General features: G+C 61.1%; 18 protein-coding genes. 9 read left to right on the forward strand and 9 right to left on the reverse strand.

What is annotated here, in order from left to right; translation table 11 throughout:
• Nucleotides 1–7: 7 nt before the first annotated feature.
• Complete coding sequence (locus tag ACIOVD_RS05045; protein ID WP_095167435.1) at nt 8–463, forward strand: YiiD C-terminal domain-containing protein; 456 nt, start codon at nt 8–10, stop codon at nt 461–463.
• Between the two features lie 23 nt (nt 464–486).
• On the opposite strand, the gene cysQ is transcribed toward ACIOVD_RS05045, so the two are convergent.
• Nucleotides 487–1,323, reverse strand: coding sequence for a 3'(2'),5'-bisphosphate nucleotidase CysQ (gene cysQ, locus ACIOVD_RS05050; RefSeq protein WP_320333421.1), 837 nt, complete (start codon nt 1,321–1,323; stop codon nt 487–489).
• Nucleotides 1,320–1,886 (reverse strand): ADP compounds hydrolase NudE, encoded by a 567-nt coding sequence (nudE, locus tag ACIOVD_RS05055; RefSeq protein ID WP_095167439.1) that lies wholly within the window; start codon nt 1,884–1,886, stop codon nt 1,320–1,322. The genes cysQ and nudE overlap by 4 nt, the downstream gene beginning before the upstream one ends.
• Before the next feature lie 88 nt (nt 1,887–1,974).
• Between nudE and yrfG the strand changes: the two genes are divergently transcribed.
• Entirely contained in the window at nt 1,975–2,637 is a 663-nt protein-coding gene (gene yrfG, locus ACIOVD_RS05060; protein WP_095167441.1) for a GMP/IMP nucleotidase, read from the forward strand.
• Nucleotides 2,638–2,711: 74 nt separating this feature from the next.
• Here yrfG and lysM read toward each other — a convergent pair whose 3' ends face one another.
• Complete coding sequence (gene lysM / locus ACIOVD_RS05065; protein WP_159993154.1) at nt 2,712–3,152, reverse strand: peptidoglycan-binding protein LysM; 441 nt, start codon at nt 3,150–3,152, stop codon at nt 2,712–2,714.
• 136 nt (nt 3,153–3,288) lie between these two features.
• Here lysM and ACIOVD_RS05070 point away from each other — a divergent pair, with 136 nt between their 5' ends.
• The 4 genes from ACIOVD_RS05070 to ACIOVD_RS05085 all read left to right on the forward strand — a co-directional run bounded on the left by ACIOVD_RS05070 (nt 3,289) and on the right by ACIOVD_RS05085 (nt 8,184).
• The gene (locus ACIOVD_RS05070; RefSeq protein WP_320333419.1) at nt 3,289–4,176 is read left to right on the forward strand and encodes a LysR family transcriptional regulator; all 888 of its coding nucleotides are present in this window, start codon (nt 3,289–3,291) and stop codon (nt 4,174–4,176) included.
• Nucleotides 4,177–4,270: 94 nt separating this feature from the next.
• The gene (gene fdhD, locus ACIOVD_RS05075) at nt 4,271–5,110 is read left to right on the forward strand and encodes a formate dehydrogenase accessory sulfurtransferase FdhD (protein ID WP_095167447.1); all 840 of its coding nucleotides are present in this window, start codon (nt 4,271–4,273) and stop codon (nt 5,108–5,110) included.
• The gene (locus tag ACIOVD_RS05080) at nt 5,107–7,455 is read left to right on the forward strand and encodes an FdhF/YdeP family oxidoreductase (RefSeq protein ID WP_401126447.1); all 2,349 of its coding nucleotides are present in this window, start codon (nt 5,107–5,109) and stop codon (nt 7,453–7,455) included. Before fdhD ends, ACIOVD_RS05080 begins: the two co-directional genes overlap by 4 nt.
• A 234-nt stretch (nt 7,456–7,689) precedes the next feature.
• Nucleotides 7,690–8,184: a glycine zipper domain-containing protein gene (locus ACIOVD_RS05085; protein ID WP_095167450.1), complete on the forward strand. Its 495-nt coding sequence runs from the start codon at nt 7,690–7,692 to the stop codon at nt 8,182–8,184.
• Between the two features lie 63 nt (nt 8,185–8,247).
• On the opposite strand, the gene ACIOVD_RS05090 is transcribed toward ACIOVD_RS05085, so the two are convergent.
• From ACIOVD_RS05090 to ACIOVD_RS05100, 3 genes are all read right to left on the reverse strand, one after another.
• Nucleotides 8,248–8,679, reverse strand: coding sequence for a thioesterase family protein (locus ACIOVD_RS05090; RefSeq protein WP_095167452.1), 432 nt, complete (start codon nt 8,677–8,679; stop codon nt 8,248–8,250).
• Between the two features lie 48 nt (nt 8,680–8,727).
• Nucleotides 8,728–9,963: a 3-hydroxyacyl-CoA dehydrogenase NAD-binding domain-containing protein gene (locus ACIOVD_RS05095; RefSeq protein ID WP_401126450.1), complete on the reverse strand. Its 1,236-nt coding sequence runs from the start codon at nt 9,961–9,963 to the stop codon at nt 8,728–8,730.
• Nucleotides 9,964–10,053: 90 nt separating this feature from the next.
• Nucleotides 10,054–12,003, reverse strand: coding sequence for an ATP-dependent DNA helicase RecQ (locus ACIOVD_RS05100; RefSeq protein ID WP_401126452.1), 1,950 nt, complete (start codon nt 12,001–12,003; stop codon nt 10,054–10,056).
• 422 nt (nt 12,004–12,425) lie between these two features.
• Between ACIOVD_RS05100 and ACIOVD_RS05105 the strand changes: the two genes are divergently transcribed.
• Nucleotides 12,426–12,713 carry a hypothetical protein gene (locus ACIOVD_RS05105; protein WP_095167457.1) on the forward strand — a complete coding sequence of 96 codons (288 nt, stop codon included), beginning with the start codon at nt 12,426–12,428 and terminating at the stop codon, nt 12,711–12,713.
• 102 nt (nt 12,714–12,815) lie between these two features.
• Nucleotides 12,816–13,946 (forward strand): hypothetical protein, encoded by a 1,131-nt coding sequence (locus ACIOVD_RS05110; protein ID WP_401126454.1) that lies wholly within the window; start codon nt 12,816–12,818, stop codon nt 13,944–13,946.
• Between the two features lie 72 nt (nt 13,947–14,018).
• Here the strand turns inward: ACIOVD_RS05110 and ACIOVD_RS05115 are convergent, their stop codons facing one another.
• Both ACIOVD_RS05115 and hslO read right to left on the reverse strand, forming a co-directional pair.
• Nucleotides 14,019–15,560: a phosphoenolpyruvate carboxykinase gene (locus ACIOVD_RS05115; RefSeq protein ID WP_401126456.1), complete on the reverse strand. Its 1,542-nt coding sequence runs from the start codon at nt 15,558–15,560 to the stop codon at nt 14,019–14,021.
• Between the two features lie 179 nt (nt 15,561–15,739).
• A complete protein-coding gene (hslO, locus tag ACIOVD_RS05120) occupies nt 15,740–16,642 on the reverse strand; it encodes an Hsp33 family molecular chaperone HslO (protein ID WP_095167464.1) in 903 nt (300 codons plus the stop codon).
• Between the two features lie 100 nt (nt 16,643–16,742).
• Between hslO and ACIOVD_RS05125 the strand changes: the two genes are divergently transcribed.
• Nucleotides 16,743–17,552 (forward strand): phosphatase PAP2 family protein, encoded by an 810-nt coding sequence (locus ACIOVD_RS05125; protein WP_401126459.1) that lies wholly within the window; start codon nt 16,743–16,745, stop codon nt 17,550–17,552.
• 51 nt (nt 17,553–17,603) lie between these two features.
• On the opposite strand, the gene ACIOVD_RS05130 is transcribed toward ACIOVD_RS05125, so the two are convergent.
• On the reverse strand, nt 17,604–18,008 hold the full coding sequence (locus ACIOVD_RS05130) for an RNA-binding S4 domain-containing protein (protein ID WP_159993136.1): 405 nt from the start codon (nt 18,006–18,008) through the stop codon (nt 17,604–17,606).
• Nucleotides 18,009–18,209 lie beyond the last annotated feature (201 nt).

Here is an 18,209-nt window from a genome sequence, read left to right on the forward strand (position 1 = left end):
CCCACGCATGAACCACGACAGTCGTTACCTGGAATCGATCCTGCACCACGACATCCCCCTGACGCGGGACATGGGCCTCAAGGTGCTCGATTGGCAGTCCGGGCAGTTGCGCCTGCAGCTACCGCTGGCAGCCAACGTCAACCACAAGAGCACCATGTTCGGTGGCAGCCTGTACTGCGCCGCCGTGCTGGCCGGCTGGGGCTGGTTGCACCTGCGCCTGCGCGAAGCCGGCATCGAGGACGGGCACATCGTGATCCAGGAAGGGCACATCAGCTATCCGCTGCCGGTGACCACCGACGGGATTGCCATTTGCGCGGCACCGAGTGCGGCGGTGTGGAACAAGTTCCTGGCCATGTACCAGCGTTATGGCCGGGCTCGCCTGACCCTGCAAACGCGCATCGTCAACGCCGACAGCAATGACGATGCGGTGACCTTCAGCGGGCAGTATGTGTTGCACCGCTGAAGAACATGAGCAGTGGTGCTGGTTCAGGCCCGAGCCAGTTCCAGCAGCTTTTGCCGCCACGAGGCCTTGGCCGGCAAGGCCAGGAAGAAGCTGTTGAGTAAGGATTCCCGGGCTGGGTAGGTGAAGGGCACACCGCTCAGCTCCAGCACTTCGCCGCCCGCGCCTTCGAGCACGCCTTGCGCTGCCGCGGTATCCCACTGGGACGTTGGCGCCAATCGCGGGTAGCAATCCGCCGCGCCTTCGGCCAGCAGGCAGAACTTCAGCGAGCTGCCGATATTCGCCAACTGCAACTCACCCAGGCTGGCACTCAAGCCCGCCAGCAAACGCTCTTGTTCCGGGCTGGAATGGCGGCGGCTGGCAACCACGGTAAAGGCTTCGCCTGCCCCCGGCGCCTGGCGGACCTGGATCGGTAGCGCGGCGCTGTCTTTGTCGGCACGCCAGGCGCCGAGCCCCGCACCGCCGAAATAGCAGCGGCCATTGGTCGGCATCGACACCACCCCAAACACCACGCGCCCCTGCTCGATCAGCGCGATGTTGACGGTGAATTCTTCACTGCCGGCGATGAACTCCTTGGTGCCGTCCAGCGGGTCCACCAGCCACCAGCGCTGCCAGCCAGCACGCACGGCTTGCGGGATATTGGCGTCTTCTTCCGAGAGCACCGGGATGCTCGGATCAAGCGCCGTCAGGCCCGCGAGAATCACATGGTGCGCCGCCAGGTCGGCGGCGGTGACCGGCGAATCGTCGGTCTTGGTCATCACCTCGGTACCGGTGCGCCAGAACGGCAGGATCGCCTCGCCAGCCTGCAGCGCCAGCTCGACCACCGACGCCAGCAACGGGTGTGCCTGGGGTAGATCTCTCATGGCTGGAACGCTCCGCGCTGGGTCAGCAGGTCGCGGGCCAGGTACAGCGCCGCCAAGGCCCGGCCTTCGGTGAACTGCGGGTTTTGCGCCAGCGCTGCCAGCTCGCGCAGATTGACCCGGTCAACCCGCATCGGCTCCGGCTCGTCTCCTTCCAGGCGCTCTTCGTAGAGCTCGGTGGCCAGCACCACCTGGATTTTCTGGCTCATGTAACCGGGCGACAGCGACAGCTCGGTCAGGTGCTCCAGTTGCCGCGCGCCAAAACCGGCCTCCTCCTTGAGCTCGCGCTCGGCAGCGGCCAGCACATCCTCGCCCGGCTCGATCAGGCCCTTGGGCAAGGACATCTCATAGGCATCGGTACCACCGCAATACTCTTCGACCAGTACTGCATGGTCGGCATCGAGCATCGCCACAATCATCACTGCGCCATACCCGGCGCCCTTGCCGACCAATCGCTCATAGGTGCGCTCCACGCCATTGGAGAAACGCAGTTGCACCTCTTCCACGCAAAACAGGCGGCTGGTGGCGACGATCTCGCGGGCTAGGACTTCGGGTTTTTGGCGCATAGCGGCTCCTTGGCGTGAACGGGTTACTATACCCGGCCTTTCCTGATTGTTTATGCCGGATATCTGTTTCCCGCTGGAGAAGCCTGCAATGCCCACACTGCCCTGGCGCGACATCGATACCGTTCTGCTGGATATGGACGGCACGCTGCTGGACCTGCACTACGACAACCATTTCTGGATGGAACACCTGCCCCAGCGCTACGCCGAATTGCACGGCATCAGCCGGGCCATGGCCGAGCTGGAAATGCAGCCGTTGTTCGAGCGCAACGCCGGTCAGTTGCAATGGTATTGCCTGGATTTCTGGAGCAGCGAACTGCGCTTGCCCGTGCGCGAGTTGAAGCTGGAAACCGCTCACCTGATCGCCCTGCGCCCGGATGCCGATACCTTTCTGGCGGCGATCAAGCAGGCCGGCAAGCGGGTCATCCTGATTACCAACGCCCACCGCGATTCGCTGTCGCTGAAACTGGAAAGGATCGAGTTGGCGCCCTACTTCGAGCGTTTGATCAGCTCCCACGACTATGGCTTCCCCAAGGAGAGCCGACAGTTCTGGGATGCGTTGCAGGCCGACATCGGCTTCGACCCAAGCCGCAGCTTGTTCATCGATGACACCTTGCCGATCCTGCGCAGTGCGCGGGATTTTGGTGTGGCGCATCTACTGGCCGTCAGCGTGCCGGATAGCCGCAAAGGGCCCAAGGACACTGCCGAGTTTGCCGCGGTGGGGGATTATCAAGAGCTTATTGCGGGGCTTTAGACCTGGTCGCCTGCATCGCGAGCAGGTTCGCTCCCACAGGGCGCGCATCAACCCTGTGGGAGCGGGCTTGAGGGTTACTCAGGAATACGCAACGTCTGGCCCGGGTAGATTTTGTCCGGGTGCGACAACAGCGGCTTGTTGGCCTCGAAGATTTTGTTGTACTGGTTGGCCGAACCATACACCGCCAGGGAAATCGCGCTGAGGGTGTCACCCTTCTTCACTACTACAAAGCGTGCAGCGGCCACCACTGGCCCGCTCACCGTGATCTGGTCATCGACACTGCCGACGCCGGCAATGTTGCCCACCGCCAGGAGGATCTTCTCTTTCTCTTCCTGACTGCTGACTTCGCCCGTTACAGTCACCTTGTCGCCATCCACCGTGGCCTGCACATTCGGGTTGCCCAGGCCGACCTTCGCGATGTGATCCTTCAACTGCTCGCTCGCATTGGCGTTACCCGGTGTCAGCAGATCCAGCAGTTTTTCGCCTGCTTCTTTCACAAAGCTCAAAAGACTCATGGTGCACTCTCCTTGGGTTTAATAGGTCCGGTCGCGAAAGACTAGACCAACTCTGCGCAACGCGGTTCCCAACCGACCAATGACGCACGGCAACCCAACCGCTAGAATCCGTCCCTCACCGCGCCCAGGAATGAAGATGGACATCAAACAGCTGAAATTCCTCATCGCCCTCGACGAAACCCGCCATTTCGGCCAGGCCGCCGCGCGCTGCCACATCACCCAGCCCACCCTGTCGATGCGCTTGCGCAGCCTGGAAGAAGAGCTGGACCTGCCGCTGGTCAATCGCGGCCAGCGTTTCGAAGGTTTTACCGCCCCCGGTGAGCGGGTGCTGGCCTGGGCGCGCACCGTGCTGGCCGCCTATGACGGCCTGTACGCGGAAGCTGCGGCCTGTCGCGGTAACCTGGTCGGCACACTGCGCCTGGGGGTGGTGCCGCTGTCGAGTTTCGATCCGCTGCCGCTCTTGCACCAGTTGCACGGCGAACACCCGAACCTGCGCTTCGAGCTGTCGGCCCTGAGCTCCGAGCAAATCCTCGAACAACTGGCGAACAACCGCCTGGACTTGGGTGTGTCCTATCTCGAGCGCCTGGATGGCGAGCGCTTCGACTCGCTGGCCTTCAGCGAAACCCGCATGGGCCTGCTATATGACCAGCGTTTCTTCACCTTCGGCGAGACGCCCTTGAGCTGGGAGGCGCTGATCGAGTTGCCACTGGGCATGCTCACCAGCGGCATGCACTTTCGCCAGTCCATCGACCACAATTTCCACAGCCGGGGCCTCAGCCCACAACCGTTGCTGCAGACCGATGCCGTTCATCAATTGTTGCAGGCCGTCCACGGTGGCCTGTGTTGCGCCATCATGCCCCTGGAAGGTGGCCTGGAAGCCTTGACCGAACACCTGCGCCTGCAGCCGATTGCAAACGCGCAAACCCTTGGCCGCCTGGGGCTGATCATGCGCCGCAGCGCACCGCGCTCAGCCCTGGCGGAAGCCTGTTTTGCGATTTATCAGAGATCACAAGCCGGCTCTTGATCGACGCCATCTATCGGTAGATCAGTATTAGCGATTAGACGCGACACTTTGCCGCGCCTAGGCTTAAAGCTGGATAACCCGCCGGTACAGCCCCATGAACGCCAAGCGCCCGACCTGCGCGGCGCCCGCCCTCGACACGCCCGCGCCCGCCGCCAGTCAGAGCTATCAGTATTGCAACCTCGACCTCAGTGCCAGCGCCAGCACCGCACTGGCTGAAGAGGTCGCGCTGGCGATTGCCTACAACGGCATCAGTCAGGCAGTGATGCTGGTGACCCCGACCGATCTCGAAGACTTTATCGTCGGCTTCAGCCTGGGCAGCGGGATCGTCAGTGACCTGAGCGATATCTACGACATGCAACTCAGCGGCTCGGGCTCTGCGCAGTACGCCCAGGTCAATATTGCCAGCCGTGCGTTCTGGAACCTCAAGCAGCAGCGTCGGCAACTGGCCGGTACCAGCGGCTGCGGGCTGTGTGGCGTCGAGGCCGTGGAGCAGGCCCTGCCGCAGCTCGCCGTCTTACCTGGTGCGCCCCTGCCGCCGGCCGAATGGCTGGAGGGCTTGCGCCAGCGCATCAATGCCTTCCAACCCCTGGGGCAGCACTGCGGGGCGGTGCACGCGGCGGTGTTCATGAATAACCAGGGCGAGTTGCTGCTGGGCCGCGAAGACATCGGCCGGCACAACGCCCTCGACAAGCTGATCGGCGCCCTGGTCCGGCAGGACATCCCGACGGCGGGCGGGGTGGCGATTGTCACCAGTCGCTGCAGCCTGGAACTGATCCAGAAAGCCCTGCGCGCCGGGATCCAGACCCTGGTCAGCCTGTCGTCGCCCACCGGCCTTGCCCTGCAGTGGGCGCGCCGGCACAACCTCAATCTCATCCACTTGCCGCACAAAAGTGCGCCGCGGGTGTATAGCCCTGCGATGGAGAATCAAGCGTGAGCACTCATCATCAAGCCGACCAGACACCCACTCCACGCTACAAGCCCTACAAGGGCCCAGCCGGTGGCTGGGGCGCGCTGATCAGTGTCGCCCAGGCGTGGTTGACCAGCGACAACGCGCTGAAAAACATCCGCATGATGCTCAAGACCAACCAGAACGGCGGGTTCGACTGCCCGGGCTGTGCCTGGGGCGATTCGCCGGAAAGCGGCATGGTCAAGTTCTGCGAAAACGGCGCCAAGGCGGTCAACTGGGAGGCCACCAAGCGCCGGGTCGACGCGGCGTTTTTCGCCAAGCACAGCGTCAGCGCATTGCTGGAGCAGAGCGACTACTGGCTCGAATACCAGGGTCGCCTGACCGAGCCGATGAGCTACAACGCCGAGACCGATCGTTACCAGCCAATCAGCTGGGAGGCCGCGTTCGCGCTGATCGGCCAGCACCTGCAAAACCTGGCGAGCCCTGACCAGGCCGAGTTCTACACCTCGGGCCGTGCCAGCAATGAAGCAGCCTATCTGTACCAACTGTTTGTCCGCGCATTCGGCACCAACAACTTCCCGGATTGCTCGAACATGTGCCACGAAGCCAGTGGCGTAGCGCTGGCGCAGAGTGTCGGGGTGGGCAAAGGCACGGTGACCTTCGATGATTTCGAACATGCCGACGCGATTTTCGTCTGGGGCCAGAACCCCGGGACCAACCATCCACGGATGCTCGAGCCGCTGCGTGAAGCGGTCAAGCGCGGTGCCCAGGTGGTCTGCATCAACCCGCTCAAGGAGCGTGGCCTGGAGCGCTTCCAGCACCCGCAGCACCCGATCGAAATGCTCACCAACGGCGACAAGCCGACCAACACCGCCTATCTGCGCCCGGCGCTGGGTGGCGACATGGCGTTGTTGCGCGGCATGGCCAAGTTCCTCCTGCAGTGGGAACGCGAAGCGCAGGGCAGCGGCGCGCCTTCGGTGTTCGACCATGACTTCCTCAACGAGCACACGGTCAACATCCTCGACTATCTGAGCCAGATCGACGACACCCCGTGGGAGCAGATCGTCGAACAGTCCGGGTTGAACCTGGAAGAAGTCGAGCAAGCCGCGCGCATGTACGCGGCCGGCAAGAACGTGATCATGTGCTGGGCCATGGGCATCACCCAGCACCGCCACTCGGTGCCGACCATCCAGGAAATCGCCAACCTGATGCTGCTGCGCGGCAACATCGGGCGCCCGGGCGCGGGCCTGTGCCCGGTGCGTGGCCACAGTAACGTGCAAGGCGACCGGACCATGGGCATCAACGAACGGCCACCGGTGGCGTTCCTCGATGCGCTGGAGCGGCGCTTCCAGTTCAAGGTGCCACGCGACAATGGCCACAACGTGGTCGAAGCCATCCACGCGATGCTCGAAGGTCGCTCGAAAGTCTTTATCGGCCTGGGCGGCAACTTTGCCCAAGCCACGCCGGACAGCCCACGGACCTTCCAGGCCCTGAGCAACTGCGACCTCACCGTGCAGATCAGCACCAAGCTCAACCGCAGCCACCTGGCCCACGGTAAAGCCGCCTTGATCCTGCCGTGCCTGGGCCGTACCGACATCGACCTGCAGACCGAAGGGGCGCAAGCGGTGACCGTGGAAGATTCGTTCAGCATGGTCCACGCCTCCAATGGCCAGTTGAATCCGCTGTCCAGGCTGATGCGCTCCGAGCCGTCGATCGTCGCCGGCATCGCCGCAGCTACCCTGGGCAGCGCTCCCGTGGACTGGAACTGGCTGGTGGCCGACTACCGACGCATTCGCGAGTTGATCGCCGACACCATTCCGGGCTTCAAGGACTTCAACCAGAAGATCGAGCACCCGGGCGGTTTCTACCTGGGCAACAGCGCCGGCGAACGGCGCTGGAACACCCCGTCAGGCCGCGCCAACTTCCGCGCCAATGCCTTGCCGCTCGACCTGGTGCACGAACGCACCAGGGCCACCGGGAAGTTGCCAGACTTGATCATGCAGTCCATGCGCTCCCACGATCAGTACAACACCACCATCTACGGCCTTGATGACCGTTATCGTGGGGTCAAGGGCCAGCGCGATGTGCTGTTCGTCAACGAAGCCGACATCATCCGCCTGGGCTTCAAGCCAGGGCAGAAGGCTGACATCGTGTCGATCTGGGATGATGGCCGCGAGCGTCGGGTGAAGGGCTTCACCTTGTTGGCATTCGATATACCCGCCGGACAAGCGGCGGCGTATTACCCGGAAGTGAACCCCTTGGTGCCGCTGGAAAGCACCGGGGATGGCAGTCACACCCCGACGTCCAAGTTTGTCGCGATCCGCCTGGAAGCGGCGAGTGCCAGTGGCTTGATCAAGGCCAGGTCGGCCTGAAGCCTGGCGTCGAATTGTCGGCCGCCTGCGCTTAACCAACGCCCACAAAAAAGGCCGCTTTGTTAGCAAAGCGGCCTGTCTCAAGTAACTAAAGACCTGCAAAATTCAATTAAGTTCCGCAGCAAAAACAACAACTTAGCAAAATGTGCGAAGGTCGTGTTACTCGTCGGATTTCGATTGTAACCAACCTGTCACAGCCTCAGGATCGCGGCGTCATCCCTCTGAGGCTCCTCTATGAAGTTCTCCTCGATTCTCTTGTTGTCCCTTGGCCTGATCAGTGGCGTCGCGTCAGCTGGAGGCACCACCGAAGCCGGTGTGGGCGGCGCATTGGGCGGGGTTCTTGGCTCAGTCGTCGGTCAGTCACTGGGCGGCAGCACTGGCTCAACCATTGGTGCAGCACTGGGCGGTGCTGGTGGTAGTGCGGTGGGCGCCGACAAACGCAGCCGTGGCGAAGCCGCGATCGGCGGTGCGCTGGGCGCAGCCGGCGGCAACGTGGTCGGTCGCAGCGTCGGCGGTACCTCGGGCAGCCTGATCGGCGCAGCAGCCGGCGGCGGTGCCGGTGGTGCGCTGGGTAACTACATGGGTAATAAAAGCTATGACGACGACCGTGACGATCGTGATGATCGTCGCTACCGCGGTGGTCGCGATGACCGTCGCTATTACCGTAATGGTCACCCTGGCCGTGGCCATGCCTATGGCCACCGCAAGCACAAGCATTATCGCGACTGACCCCGTCGCATCACGCAAATCCCGCGTAAAAGAATCGCAGCCCTCGGGCTGCGATTTTTCGTTTCAGGCCAGCAATCGCTCCAACGCCTCACGCAGCCCGGCAGGGATGGTCACCGGTTGGTTCGAAGCCCGATCGACAAACACGTGGACAAAGCGCCCGGCCGCACAGGCATCCTCCTCTCCGGCCTTGAACACAGCCAGTTCGTACTGCACCGAACTGTTGCCCAACTTGCCGACCCGCAGGCCGATGTCGATGCGCTCGGGGAACGCAATCGAGGCGAAATAATCGCACGCCGAACTCACCACAAACCCGACCACTTCGCCGTCATGGATATCCAGGCCACCGACCTCGATCAGGTAGGTGTTCACCGCCGTGTCGAAGAAGCTGTAGTAGGTCACATTGTTCACATGGCCATACACATCGTTGTCGTGCCAGCGAGTAATGATCGGCTGGAAGTGCCGGTAGTCGGCGCGTTGGGGCATGCGGTCAGTCATGAGGTTTCTCGTGCAAAGGGGCTGGCAGTGTAGTGGCTGCAGCGGGGCTCAGTCAGCCTGGTACTGCGCCAGCTGTCCGCCATTGGCGGCCAGCTGGCGGATGATCTTGGCAGGCTTCCACAAGGCGCCCTGCTCCGCCTCCAGGCGCAACAATCGCGCCTCGATCGCGGCCAACCCTTGCTGGTCCGCCCATGCCATCGGCCCGCCCTTGTCCGCCGGGAACCCGTAGCCGTTCAGGTAAACCAGATCGATGTCCCGCGCGGATTCGGCAATGCCTTCCTGGAGAATCTTGGCCCCCTCGTTGACCAATGCCAGCAGGCAGCGCTCGAGGATCTCTTCAGTGCCGATCTCGCGGCGTTGATAACCGAGCTGCTCACTGACCCGCAAGACCTGCGCATCGACCTCAGGATCGTGCTCGGCCTGGCGGCTGCCCGGCTCGTAGTGGTAGTAGCCGTTGCCGCTCTTCTGGCCGAAACGTCCTTGCTCGCACAGGCGGTTATCCACCTGGATTTCATCCTCATCCTGGCCGACACCGGCCAACTCGCGGGCGCGCCAGCCGAGATCGATACCGACCACGTCGTACATACGAAACGGTCCCATGGCAAAACCGAAGCCCTGCAGCGCGGCATCGACCTGGTAAGGGAATGCACCCTCGAGCAACATTTTGCGCGCCTCGAGCACATAGGTATTGAGCATCCGGTTACCGATAAAGCCGAAGCAGTTACCCGCCACCACACTGACCTTGCCCATGCGTTCGCCCAGGACCTTGGCTGCCTGCAGTACCGCCGGGGCGGTGTGCGCACCACGGACGATTTCCAGCAGTTTCATGATGTGCGCCGGGCTGAAGAAGTGCAGGCCCAGCACCTGCTGTGGACGCTGGGTGACCGCGGCAATGGCGTCGATGTCCAGGGCCGAGGTATTACTGGCCAGGATTGCCTGGGGCTTGAGCAGCGCGTCGAGCTGGCGAAAGATCTGCTGCTTGAGCTCGAGATTTTCGTAGACCGCCTCGATCACCAGGTCCACCTCGCTGATCGCCGCGTAGTCCGCAGCGGCCGTGACCCTGGCGATGCGCGCATCCGCCTCGGCCTGGTCGATACGGCCCTGGCGCACGTTGTGCGCCCAGGTCTGGGCGATGGCCGTCAGCGCCTGGTCGAGCATCTGCGGATTGTTGTCGACCCACTGCACCGGCACCCCGGCATTGGCCAGGCACATGACGATGCCACGGCCCATGGTGCCTGCGCCGATCACGGCGGCACGCTGAATCTGGAATGGCGTCTGGCTCATTGTTTGCTCTCTTGTTGGCGATCCTTAGACAGCGATCACCATAGTCAGCCGGCCAGCCTTTTTGAAGTCAATTACGCTGATGGGCGACATTCAGCAGATGGATGTTCCTACAGATAGATGGTGCTCGGCCCAACTGCGCACCTCGGCGTAAGGGTAAGCCTCCAACGCCGCAAAGCCGGGAATTGATCGGGCCTTGAGCTTGGTAAACAGCGGCATGCTGATGCCACACAAAAACCGCGTCAGCCGATCCGCGCTCGGCACCTGAGCGTTGAAGCCCTGGTGCCTGCGGATAAAGTCGCCGCACAGGGCCTCGAAGTTTTTATCCGCCAGTGCCGGCAATTCGGGGGGCGCCGGCAGACGGGCAACCTGACCATGGCAGACCGAGCAATGCCCACATTGCCGAGGCGCGTTGTTATCACCGAAATACTGCGCCAGGCGATACCCCAGGCAGTGTTCGGTGGCGAACAGATCGAGCATGGCGTGGATCCGCGCGACTTCCGTGCGTTCGTGCCGGGTGAAATACGCATGCAGGTCCAGGCTCAACGCCTGCCCATCGAAGTCGCTCTGGAGCAGGCTGTAGACCTCGGTCGTCTGCTTGCTTTCCAGCTCGATCCAGCCTTGCTCCTGGAAGTAATCCAGGGCCTTGACCACCCGGTTGCGCTCAGCCCGGTGCCGCAGGTACAGCGCGTCGAAATCGACCGTGACCCAAGTTCGCGCGCGGCTTGAGGTCTGGATGATGGCTTCGACAAAGTCCCGGCGCTCGCCGGTAAAACGTGCCAACAGCGCTTCAGGTTCCAGTACAAACTTGAACCGGTACTCGGCGAAATAGGCGTACCGCGGGGCGATCAGGCGCTTGAGTTCCAGTTGAACCAGGAGGGTCTTGAGCGGCAACTGACGAATGTTGCTGTGATCGGCCAGCGGCCCCAGCAAAAACTCCCATTGCCCCTCCGGCGCGCACGCTTGCAGCTCATCGAGCACACAGCGGATGCCATCGAGCTCCGGGGTGTCGCCATAAACGAAGTTTTCCAGCACGTTGAGGCTGTCACGATTGGCCAGTACCAGGCAGTCGGAGGGTTCACCGTCTCGTCCGGCGCGACCGATTTCCTGGCTGTAGTTTTCGATGGATTTGGGCAGGTCGAAATGCACCACATTGCGGATGTCGCTCTTGTCGATCCCCATGCCAAAGGCGATGGTGGCGACAATGCAATTGGACTGGCCGCCCATGAACCGGCGTTGAATCGCTTCGCGCTGATCATGGGGTAGACCGGCGTGATAGGCCTCGGCCGCAAGCCCTTGCTGGCTCAGGTGCTGGGCGATCTGTTCGGCGGTTTTCTGCAGGGTCACGTAGACGATGCTGGGCTGCCCGGCCCGTTCGCCCAGCCATTGCACCAGGCGCCGACGCTTGTCCTGGCCACGCACCGGCTCCACCAGCAAATTGAGGTTGGCCCGATAGAAGCCGGTGGTGACCACATCATCCGGAGCAATGGCAAACCTGGCCTGCATGTCGGCGATGACCTTGGGCGTCGCGGTGGCGGTCAGCAACAGGGCCTGGGGGATGTTGAACTGGCGCTGGTAGTCCGGCAGCTTCAGGTAGTCCGGGCGAAAGTTATGACCCCACTCGGAAATGCAGTGTGCCTCGTCCACCACCAGCAGCGAGATCGGCACCTGCTGCAGAAAATTGCGAAAACGCTCGTTCTTCAGGCGCTCCACGGAAATCATCAGGATCTTCAACTCGCCGCTGCGCGCCCGCGCCATCACCTCGTTGGCGTCATCACGGCTCTGGGCCGAATCGATACTGGCTGCGGCGATACCGTGCCGTTGCAGGAATGCCAGTTGATCCTGCATCAGCGCCAGCAGCGGCGAGACCACCAGCGTCAGGTGGGGCAACAGCAAGGCCGGCAACTGGTAACACAAGGACTTGCCGGAGCCGGTGGGGAAAATCGCCGCTGCCGAGCGCCCCGCCAGCACTGCACTGATCGCCGCCGCCTGGCCGGGACGAAACTGTGGATAACCGAAGACCTGTTCGAGGGTGTTGTGCATGAGCGGTCACTCCATTGACGGCGGCAATGCCAAAAGCCTAGCGGGCGAGTGCAGCACGTCGAGAAAAGGTCGGGGATAAAAAGATACGGAATGATACAGGGAGAACGTCCCATGACCCGCGACTCTGCAACGCTCGCGAATCGTGCATTTCAATGCGAAACATCCTACTCAGTTTTGTCGAGCTGACGCCGTCACGCCAAGCGTCAAACCTACCCAACACGGGGGAAATCCGCGTCTTGGCCATCCGCCCAAAAAAACCGCGAAACGCCTGTAGGCCAGCTTCCGATCGTCGTGTAATTCCCCTACAACAGCCGTCCATGCAGGCCATCTTGCTGCGCCTTGCCAGCACTCCCTATAGTTTGCAGCAAGGCGCAACCGCCCCTTACCGAGCGATTTCGTATATGCCTACCGGAACCTTGCCCATGAGCACCTTAACTCCGTTTTTCGAGCGCTATCGTCGGCTGAGCTCTGCCGCCGGCGATACCCCGGTACTGGTCATCGACACCCACGCCACTCCCCAGGCTCTGCTCGACGCGGCTCAACAACGCATCCGCGCCGCCAGCAACTTGCTGGAAACCTTTTACTGCCTGTGTTTCAACCAGGCGGACGTCAAGGATATTTCGCATATCGTCAACGCGTTATATCTATTGATTCAAGACGGCAGTGACTTGCTTGAAGTCATGCAACAGCGCATGCCAAAACAAACTTGAAGTTATCCACACACACTAAAACCCAGCAACACTAAGTGCCTTCCATACTTAGCTATTCAAACCTAACCTGCCTATTCATTAAAAATATTAAGGCAGCCCCCAATGACCACATTAACTGTATATTTCTGCGGAACCGGCTCGACTAAATTCGACGCTACGAATGATACGTACTGGAACGGCGAACTTGTTTCCACCCTGGCCAGCCACGAACTTAGTCGAGAGTTTGCCGAATGGGCAGTAATCGACGGCCCCGGCACCAGCAACTTGCAAGCCGACGAAATGTTCTACAAGTCCAAAGAATACGGCGTGGCCGGAAGCCTGTTCGGCAGTGGCTGGGCAGAAAACGTCAAGCACGCCCTGCAACTCATCAAGGGCCAGAGTTCCTGGCAACGCCTCGAACTAAGCGAAGAAGAATATAATCGCCTGAAAGCTGCCGGCATTCCCATTGAAGAGGTCAAAAAAGTCGGCTCATGGTTCTGGCGCAAGTACAATTACGGCAAACGTCCGGTAAGCCAACAGGAGTTACAGGAACAAATAATCAAAATGTTCCGCAAGGACGGTATTATCCCGACCACTGTCAATCTTGTTGGCTGGAGTCGCGGCGCGGTAAGTTGTCACATGTTGGCCAACATGATGCTCGATGATCCTGAACTGAAGCAGGTACCGGTGAATATCTTTGCCGTCGACCCTGTTCCCGGCCCCCTGAATTTTCAGCCTGAGCGGGTGACACTTGGCGCCAACGTCAAAGAGTATGTTGGCTTTTTTGCCCGCGACGAACGCTCCAAATGGTTTTGCTGCGTTATCCCGCAGACTCACAACAGCACCAGGACCCATATCTACCCCATGGCCGGCCGCCACGGCACCTTGGCCGGCAACGCTTCCCTCAAGGGTACCCGTGGTCCGAAACAATTGCCGGAACCCGGCCTGATCGTTCGCCACTTCGCCGAGCGCTGCCTGACCCGCTGGGGCGTTAAGCTCGACAAGATGCTCCAGCTGTCGACTGCCGATCTGCAGAACCACCACAATGCCATCGAACAAGCCGAGGCCGATTACGTACGCATGCGCAAAGAGTCCTATACCTACATCACCGAGCAGGAACAGGGCGAGCGTTACGTCTCCCATGGCAGCAAAGGCACCGCCTTCTCTACGGTCCAGGGTCCGACCCTGCAGCCGAAGGCAGGGCTGAGTGCGAGCCTGGTGTTTGAGCAGTCCAGCTACCTGGATATTCGCTGATTGTGCAGCGCTTCAATCACAGGCACAAAAAAGCCGCCCCGAGGGGCGGCTTTGTTTGCATCAGACCAACACTTACAGCTTAGGACCTGCAGCCTTGATGGCGTCGCTCACGTCGAACTTCTTGAAGTTCTCGATGAACAGGCCGGCCAGGGCCTTGGCAGCTTCGTCGTAGGCGGCTTTGTCAGCCCAGGTGTTGCGTGGGTTCAACAGGCCAGTCTCAACGCCCGGTACGGCCACTGGCACGTCGAGGTTGACGGTGTCCAGGTGCTCGGTCTCGGTGCCGATCAGAGCGCCGCTCTGGATCGCTGCGATCACCGCACGGGTAGTCGGGATGTTGAAACGCTTGCCGACGCCGTAGCCGCCGCCGGTCCAGCCGGTGTTGACCAGGTAGACCTTGGAACCGAAGCCGCGGATGCGCTTGATCAGCAGCTCTGCGTATTCGCCAGCCGGACGCGGGAAGAACGGTGCGCCGAAGCAGGTGGAGAAGGTCGACTTGATGCCGCTGCCCGAACCCAGGTCAGTCGAGCCCACCAGAGCGGTGTAGCCGGACAGGAAGTGGTAGGCCGCTTGTTCTTCGTTGAGGATCGACACTGGCGGCAGAACGCCGGTCAGGTCGCAGGTCAGGAAGATCACAGCGTTTGGCTCGCCACCCAGGTTCTGCTCGGAACGCTTGGCAACGTGCTCCAGCGGGTACGCGGCGCGGCTGTTCTGGGTCAGGCTGACATCGGCGTAGTCGGCGTGCTTGGCGTCGTCGATCACGACGTTTTCCAGGACTGCACCGTGCTTGATGGCTTTCCAGATAACCGGCTCGTTCTTCTCGGACAGGTCGATGCACTTGGCATAGCAACCGCCTTCGATGTTGAACACCACGCCTTCACCCCAGCCGTGTTCGTCGTCACCGATCAGGTAACGGCTTTCGTCGGCCGACAGGGTGGTTTTGCCGGTGCCCGACAGACCGAAGAACAGGGTCACGTCGCCTTCTTCGCCGATGTTGGCGGCGCAGTGCATTGGCAGCACGTCAGCGGCCGGCAGCAGGAAGTTCTGTACCGAGAACATGGCTTTCTTCATTTCACCGGCGTAACGCATGCCGGCGATCAGTACTTTCTTCTGTGCGAAGTTGAGGATCACGCAACCGTCGGAGTTGGTGCCGTCGCGCTCTGGCACGCACTCGAAGTTGGCCACGTTGAGCACTTGCCATTCTTCACGACCGGCCGGGTTGTACTGGGCCGGGTTGATGAACAGGCAACGACCGAACAGATTCTGCCAGGCAGTCTGGGTGGTCATTTTCACGGCCAGGTAGTGGTCTTGGGCAGCACCAACGTGAACGTGGGAAACGAAATGCTCTTGCGCGTTGTTGAAAGCCTCGACGCGAGCCCACAGGGCATCGAACTTGTCGGCCGGGAACTTGCGATTGATCGGGCCCCAGGCAATGGCTGCCTGGGTGGACGGCTCTTCAACGATGAAACGGTCGACCGGCGAACGACCGGTGCGGTGACCGGTTTCTACGACCAGCGCGCCAGTATCGGCAAGCACGCCTTCACCGCGCTGCAGGGCTTCTTTGACCAGATCGTCAACACTCAGATCGGTGTATACGGCGTTATTGGCTTGCGTCATGAGGTTCCCCGTCGGCCAGTGGCCGAGTGCTCCGAACGTTTTGTAGTAGAAAGTCCCGCACTACTACCGCGAAAAAAGTGGGCCGGATTATGCCAGAAAAGCCTGAAAAGAGTAGGGTCCTCCCGTCAGTACGGCGTTAATCCGGAACAAAGCAGTGAATTTACCTGCGCTGAAACGTTTTAGTGACGAGTATCTGACGGCGTATCCACACCCGCACCGGCGAACAATTGGCCGATATCGGCCGAGTCGAACAGGTAGCGCTGGTTGCAGAACTGGCAATCGATCTCGATATTGCCGCCATGTTCGACGACCAACGCCTGGGCATCTTCCAGGCCGAGGCTGACCAGGGCGTTGCCGGAACGCTCGCGGGAACAGCTGCAACGAAAGCGCAATTTCTGCACATCAAACAGGCGCACCTGCTCTTCGTGGTAGAGACGGTGCAGCACGGTTTCGTTGTCCAGGCTGAGCAGTTCATCGGCAGTCAAGGTGCCACCCAGCGCCGTGATGTGCTGCCAACTGGCGGCACGTTCTTCGTCGTCTTTCAGGCGGTCGGCCGGCAGTTGCTGCAGCAGCAGACCACGAGCCCGACGGCCATCGGCATGCAGCCAGAAGCGGGTACCAACCTGCTGGGACATGACGAAGTAATTAGTGAAGCATTCCGACAGGGTCGCACCATCAAGATCGACGATGCCCTGATACCGCTGGCCCTGGGTCGGGTCGACAGTCAGTGCCAGGACGCCATTGGGCATCATGTCCGCCAGGGTCGCATCAGGGGCGATCTGATCAGCTTCGTAACGCGCCAGGCCACGGATTTCCCGCTCGCTCGAGCACTCGATCATCAAGAGTGGCACCGGGCCTTCGGAACGCGCCTGAAGGATCAGCAAACCATCGAACTTCAAGGTGCCGACCAACAGCGACGCAGCCGCCATCAGCTCGCCAAGCATCTGCGCCACCGGCTCCGGGTAGGGGTGCTTGGCGAGGACTTCGGCATAGCTGCGCTCCAGCGCAACCAGTTCGCCACGGGTATCGCTGTCATCAAAAATGAAGCGCTGGGTGTAGTCGGTATCCGGTAGATCAGTCATAGGTCTGGGTATCTGAAGTGATGACAAAATGTGTGCAAGGGCCGAAAATCAGCTTCTCGCACTATTTTGGTGCGTGATTTATCGCCATGGGAGGCATTTTATGAACAATCCGAGTCTGTTCCAAGCAAGGTGGGACCTCGGCCGATTGACGCTGTGTAATTTAGTCCCGCTGGCCCTGCTGGGCTTCTGGTTATGGCCCGCGGGGCAGATGCTGTGTGTGATTTTCGACGAGTGGCTTTTTCATTTACTCAATGACCCCCTGGCGACCAATCCGACCTGGCTGCACATCTGGGCGGTTGCCAGCCTGAGACCCTTTGACGCGGTGGTCGGGGTGATCCTGCTGGCGCTGCTGATTCGCGGCAACTGGGTGTTCAGGGCCGGCGATGTGCGCCGCGCTTTTTTTGGCTTCTTCGCCATTCTGTTGCTGATGCTGGTGATCCGTACCCTGTTCTCCAAAGTCGCCGCGCACCTGGGCTGGCAGCACCAGAGCCCGTCGATGGTGATTGCCGGCGCGGTGCAGATGAGCGACTACTTCCCGGGCCTGGAAAAGACCTGGGAGCTCAAGGACCGTTCCAGCCAGAGCTTTCCCGGGGACCATGCCTCGGTGCTGATTATCTGGGCACTGTTCATGAGCCTGTTCAGCCGTACCCTGGGGCAATGGCTGACGGTCTGGAGCTTGGCCCTGCTGTTCATGCTGCCGCGCCTGGTAGCTGGCGCCCACTGGGGCCAGGACGATTACATCGGCGGTATGCTGCTGGCGGTCTGGGCATTAGGCTGGGGTTACTACACGCCGTTCGCTGCCAGGGCGTCGGAGTTCTTTATGCGGCTGACCGCGCCACTTTTCAAGTTACTGGGCCAGTTGCCGGTGGTTTCGCGGATGAGCGTAGTGCGAAATGTACCTACCAACTGATTGAATCATCGCCGCAAGGATCGCCACCTGCAGGTGGCGATCCCTGGTCCGCTATTCGTGGCTGCTGCCGTGAAACTTGAACAGGTCACGGCGCTGTTTCTTGCTCGGCTTGCCGTCGGTAGTGACACTCAGGGCGCCGGCCTTGCGCAGTGCCGCGGCATTCTCGCGCTTGACGATACTGGCGTCGGTCTCCGCGTACAGCGCCTGGGCCTCTGGGGCGCCGCGCCGAACAATCGATAGCGCCTGAACCACCACCGTGCGTTCTTCAAATCCGATGCGGATCTGTAACTCATCACCGACACGCGGCTCCTTGCCTGGCTTGCAGCGCTCACCTCGACAATGCACCTTGCCACTCTCGATGGCGGCCTTGGCCAGCGCGCGGGTTTTGTAAAAGCGCGCCGCCCACAACCACTTATCGAGACGGACTTTGTCGTCCTCTTCGCTTTTTTGTGCCATGGGTTTTCCTCATTCTGAAATATTTCTGAACTGTACTACCGTTTCTGTCATGCCATGAATTTCACCGCCGCAGCATACAATGCCCCACCTCCTCAGGCCGCATCCGAGGAGCGGCAATCCGGGCTGTAGATATCTGTCGCCTTTTAACCACTATTCTGCGTGAATACCGCCCATTCGACCGCGTTGCGGTGCGAGCGGGTA

Source organism: Pseudomonas sp. NPDC087626 (genome assembly GCF_044743405.1).
In the GTDB taxonomy this organism is placed as follows: domain Bacteria; phylum Pseudomonadota; class Gammaproteobacteria; order Pseudomonadales; family Pseudomonadaceae; genus Aquipseudomonas.